Genomic DNA, 4,291 nt, shown 5'->3' on the forward strand with positions numbered 1-4,291 from the left:
CTCCTATACGATCCTCCTATACGATCCAACCTAATCTAACTTAGCCATCAATTACCGGTGATAAAACTTCAAACCAAATAGTATTCCTTATATCGGTCCATTCGTAACGTCAAACTTAAATTGCTTCTTCGATGGTCGACAATTTATACATCACAACTAGAATTGAGGAAGTTACCTTTCAGTGATTAACAAAAAACAACGTCTAATCAGACGTTGTTTCTTTATACATATAACACTCTTTACGTTAACTTCATATCTTTTTCATTATAAAAACCRTCTTCTTTTTCCATTTCCTTCTGTAATTTCGTAAAGGAACGGTACATTGCAATTCTCCATGAAACGATCATTGCAAACGCAAGTAAGAAGAACATGCCACTAAGTTGTCCTAAATCAAGAGATTGGCTTAAGTATGTTTTAAATACAATCCGCACGACAAGTAATCCAATTAGTATAAAAACAAATGCTTTTGAACGCTTCAAATAAATCTCTTGTCCTCTAATTTCAAATTTAGATGTTTTAATAAGAAAAATAGAGAAAAACAAACCGACGCCAATTGCTTCTAACATTTCTGCTGGAGTTAATCGAAATTCAGGAAAAACAAACATCAACGCTCCCGTGCTCATAAAAAATGGGGGAAGTATAATTTTTTTCAATGTTGCAGGTTTCTTAGCTGCTTTTAAACGAATAAACATCGCACCGACAGCCATACAAACAGCAACGATACTTGATAACAGAACTATGTTCATATTTTCTCATCCTTTTTTGTGGCTATATGCAAAATATAATTTTATTATATGCTTTTCCGTTAGTATTTCCAACATTTTCACAGAATAATACTAAAAACCGGTAAAACCACCAAATAAACTTGAGAAATATACGATAATTTTCGTCATCCAGTTAAAATATAGGAAGATACCCATGACAATCATAACGTATCCTCCAATCTTCATGAATTTCATACTATTTCTTTTAATCCAAGACATTTTCGTAATAAAGAATGAAAGTACGAAAAACGGGATAGCAAATCCAAGTATGTAAGCAATCATATAAATCATTGCCGATTCTGGATTTGTTGCAGCTAATCCAATGACAGACACTAATATAGGCCCAGTACAAGGTGTCCATCCAGCAGCAAAGGCCAACCCAATTAGAACGGATCCAAAATAGCCACTCGGACGATTTTTAAACGTAAATTTACGGTCTTGCATTAAAAACTTCGGCTTAAATACACCGACAATAATAAGACCAAACACGATGATAAATATACCGCCTAACTGTCTAATTAAATCTTTATAATTTGTAAAGATGCCTCCAATAAAACTTGTACCAAATCCAATTGCAATAAAAATAATTGAAAAACCAAGTAAGAAAAACGCTGTATGTATCATACTTCTTTTGCGAAGCATTGCATTTTCTTCTTTCAATTCAGAAACCGACATACCTGTTATGTATGATAAAAATGCCGGATAAAGCGGTAAGCAACATGGGGATATAAATGATAAGAACCCAGCTCCAAACGCTAAAAAAATACTAATATCTTGCATTATTCCACTCCTCTCCTCTTCAATATTGTAGCAAAAACAATTGAAAATACTATGGACATTTCATGAATTCACTTTTCCAACATGACAATAAGAAAAACTACCCTTTCACACATTTTCTAATAAAACGTTTTCATTCCCTTCTATTATATAGAAAAATCTCAATTGAATTATGAAACTCTTTCTAATTGTTACTAACATAACAAAGGTTCCACAGTTTCTCAAATGATTAGCACATTACAATTGACTTCACACATATCGGCCTTAAAATTTTTTTCAAATGCTGTCTTTATACAACATAAAGCTGATTTTACAATACTTTAATTATTATTAATTTCAAGATTATGCATAAATATCATACTTTTATTATTATTCTATAAAATTTTGCACTTTTCTTTCATTTGACCCTTCATTTTTAATTTTGTATACTTCCCTCTAGTTATATATGTCCGTTACGGAACAATTTCATATAGATGGGAGGAATTTTTCATGCTTCGTTATTCTCTTTTAGTTTTATTAGGAGCGTGTAGTTATGGGGTTTTAGCTATTTTTGTTAAACTTGCATATGCAGAAGGGTTTTCACTTGGAGAGGTAATTGGTAGCCAGTATTTGTTCGGTTGGATTATTTTACTTGCTATTACACTTCTATTTTCTAGACATCGTGTTCCACTAAAACAAATGTTAATTTTATTCGTCGCAGGAACGTCTGCAAGTTTTACTGGAATTTTTTATTACGCTTCTTTAAAAACTGTACCAGCTTCTATTGCAATTATACTTTTATTCCAGTTCGTTTGGGTTGGGATTATCATTGAAGCAGTCGCAACAAAAACATTACCTTCAAGAGAAAAAGTTATTTCAGTAATCTTCTTACTTGCAGGTACATTTTTATCAAGTGGGTTATTAGAAACATCAGCTGGTGATTTCGATACGACTGGAATCATTTTAGGYTTATTATCTGCTGTTACATTTGCAACATACATTTTCGTAAGCGGGAAAGTTGCCGTTGAAGTACCTTCTTTACCACGTGGTGTCCTTTTAATGGCTGGCGCTTTAACTTTAGTCATGATCGTATTCCCGCCAACATTTATTTTTAACGGGGCGATCTCTCAAGGCCTTTGGAAATACGGCTTAGGATTAGGAATATTTAGTATCGTTATTCCGTCCATTGCCTTTACAATTGGCATTCCAAAAATCGGTTCTGGATTAGCAACTATTCTTGGTGCAGCAGAACTACCAGTTACAACTATTATGTCTGTATTCGTTTTAAAAGAAGCTGTACTATCTTCACAATGGTTCGGTGTATCACTTATTTTAATYGGTATCGCAATCCCGCAAATTGCATACGCAATGCGTGGGCGTTATCGAAAACAGCATACTCATAAAAAAGTTGCAGCATAAAACGAGAGAGGATTTTCATTTGAGAATCCTCTCTTTTATTATTGTATAATTAATACAAATACTTCACTTAAGAAAGAGGGCATAATAAGTGGCATCTATTCCTGATCAATTAACAGAAAAACTTATTTCCATTCATCGGCATTTACATGAAAATCCAGAACTATCATACGAAGAATTTGAAACGACAAAAGCGATAAAAAATTGGTTAGACGAGGCCAATATCACTATTATTGATTCCAATTTAGAAACAGGAGTTATAGCTGAAATTTCTGGTAATAAAAACGGACCGGTTGTAGCGCTTCGTGCTGATATCGATGCCCTTCCTATCCAGGAAGAAACAGACCTTTCATACACTTCAAAAATACAAGGTAAAATGCATGCTTGTGGGCATGATTTTCATACAGCTGCTGTATTGGGTGCGGCTTACTTATTAAAAGAAAAAGAAGCTTCTCTTAATGGAACTGTCCGCCTTATATTCCAGCCAGCTGAAGAAAGTAGTAATGGTGCTTGCAAAGTTATTGAAGCTGGGCATTTACGTGGCGTGCAAGCTATTTTCGGTATGCATAATAAACCTGATTTACCAGTAGGTACAATCGGTATTAAAGATGGGCCACTAATGGCCGGAGTTGATCGATTTGAAATTGAAATCCATGGTGTTGGTACACATGCAGCTGTGCCTGATGCCGGCGTCGATCCTATCGTTGCATCATCTCAAATCGTTATGGCACTTCAAACGATTGTAAGCCGAAATATTAGTTCTTCTCATAACGCTGTCGTAAGTGTAACAAACATTCATTCAGGGAATACGTGGAACGTTATTCCCGAAAAAGCAATATTAGAAGGAACTGTCCGTACATTCCAAGCTGAAACACGTGAAAAGATTCCGGCTTTAATGAAACGTATCATTAAAGGCATTTCTGATGCACTAGGTGTAAAAACAGAATTCCGATTTTATCCAGGTCCTCCTGCTGTTCAAAACGATAAAGTACTCACTGATTTTTCTATTCATATTGCAGAGAAAATGAATCTAAACGTTATCTCTCCTACACCATCAATGGCAGGAGAAGACTTTTCTTTTTACCAACAAGAAATACCAGGTTCATTCGTCTTTATGGGAACAAGTGGTACACATGAATGGCATCATCCAGCTTTTACAGTAGATGAAAAAGCATTGCCTATTAGCGCAGAGTATTTCGCCCTATTAGCCGAAGAAGCTATTCATCAATTATTACAAACAAAAAGCCGTTAAGTTATTGAAGTGCACCCCAATTGTTAGACACGGTCTAACAATTGGAGGTGCATTTTTTATGGCTAAATTTTCTTCAAAAGAAAAAATCCAAGCGGTGAAACGA

The 4,291-nt window shown here is 34.7% G+C and carries 4 protein-coding genes; 2 read left to right on the forward strand and 2 right to left on the reverse strand.

The features are described 5' to 3' along the window. Positions 1–239 precede the first annotated feature (239 nt). Together AC1DJR_RS19085 and ccdA are read right to left on the reverse strand one after the other, a co-directional pair. Positions 240–746, reverse strand: coding sequence for a CcdC family protein (locus AC1DJR_RS19085; protein WP_002014224.1), 507 nt, complete (start codon positions 744–746; stop codon positions 240–242). A 90-nt stretch (positions 747–836) separates the two neighbouring features. Beyond that, the gene (gene ccdA / locus AC1DJR_RS19090) at positions 837–1,544 is read right to left on the reverse strand and encodes a cytochrome c-type biogenesis protein CcdA (RefSeq protein ID WP_001152684.1); all 708 of its coding nucleotides are present in this window, start codon (positions 1,542–1,544) and stop codon (positions 837–839) included. A 486-nt stretch (positions 1,545–2,030) separates the two neighbouring features. Here ccdA and AC1DJR_RS19095 point away from each other — a divergent pair, with 486 nt between their 5' ends. Both AC1DJR_RS19095 and AC1DJR_RS19100 read left to right on the forward strand, forming a co-directional pair. Continuing rightward, complete coding sequence (locus AC1DJR_RS19095; RefSeq protein WP_002190406.1) at positions 2,031–2,939, forward strand: EamA family transporter; 909 nt, start codon at positions 2,031–2,033, stop codon at positions 2,937–2,939. 88 nt (positions 2,940–3,027) lie between these two features. After that, positions 3,028–4,188 carry a M20 peptidase aminoacylase family protein gene (locus tag AC1DJR_RS19100; RefSeq protein ID WP_477003254.1) on the forward strand — a complete coding sequence of 387 codons (1,161 nt, stop codon included), beginning with the start codon at positions 3,028–3,030 and terminating at the stop codon, positions 4,186–4,188. Positions 4,189–4,291 lie beyond the last annotated feature (103 nt).

This window comes from Bacillus sp. 05T31 (assembly GCF_056396725.1).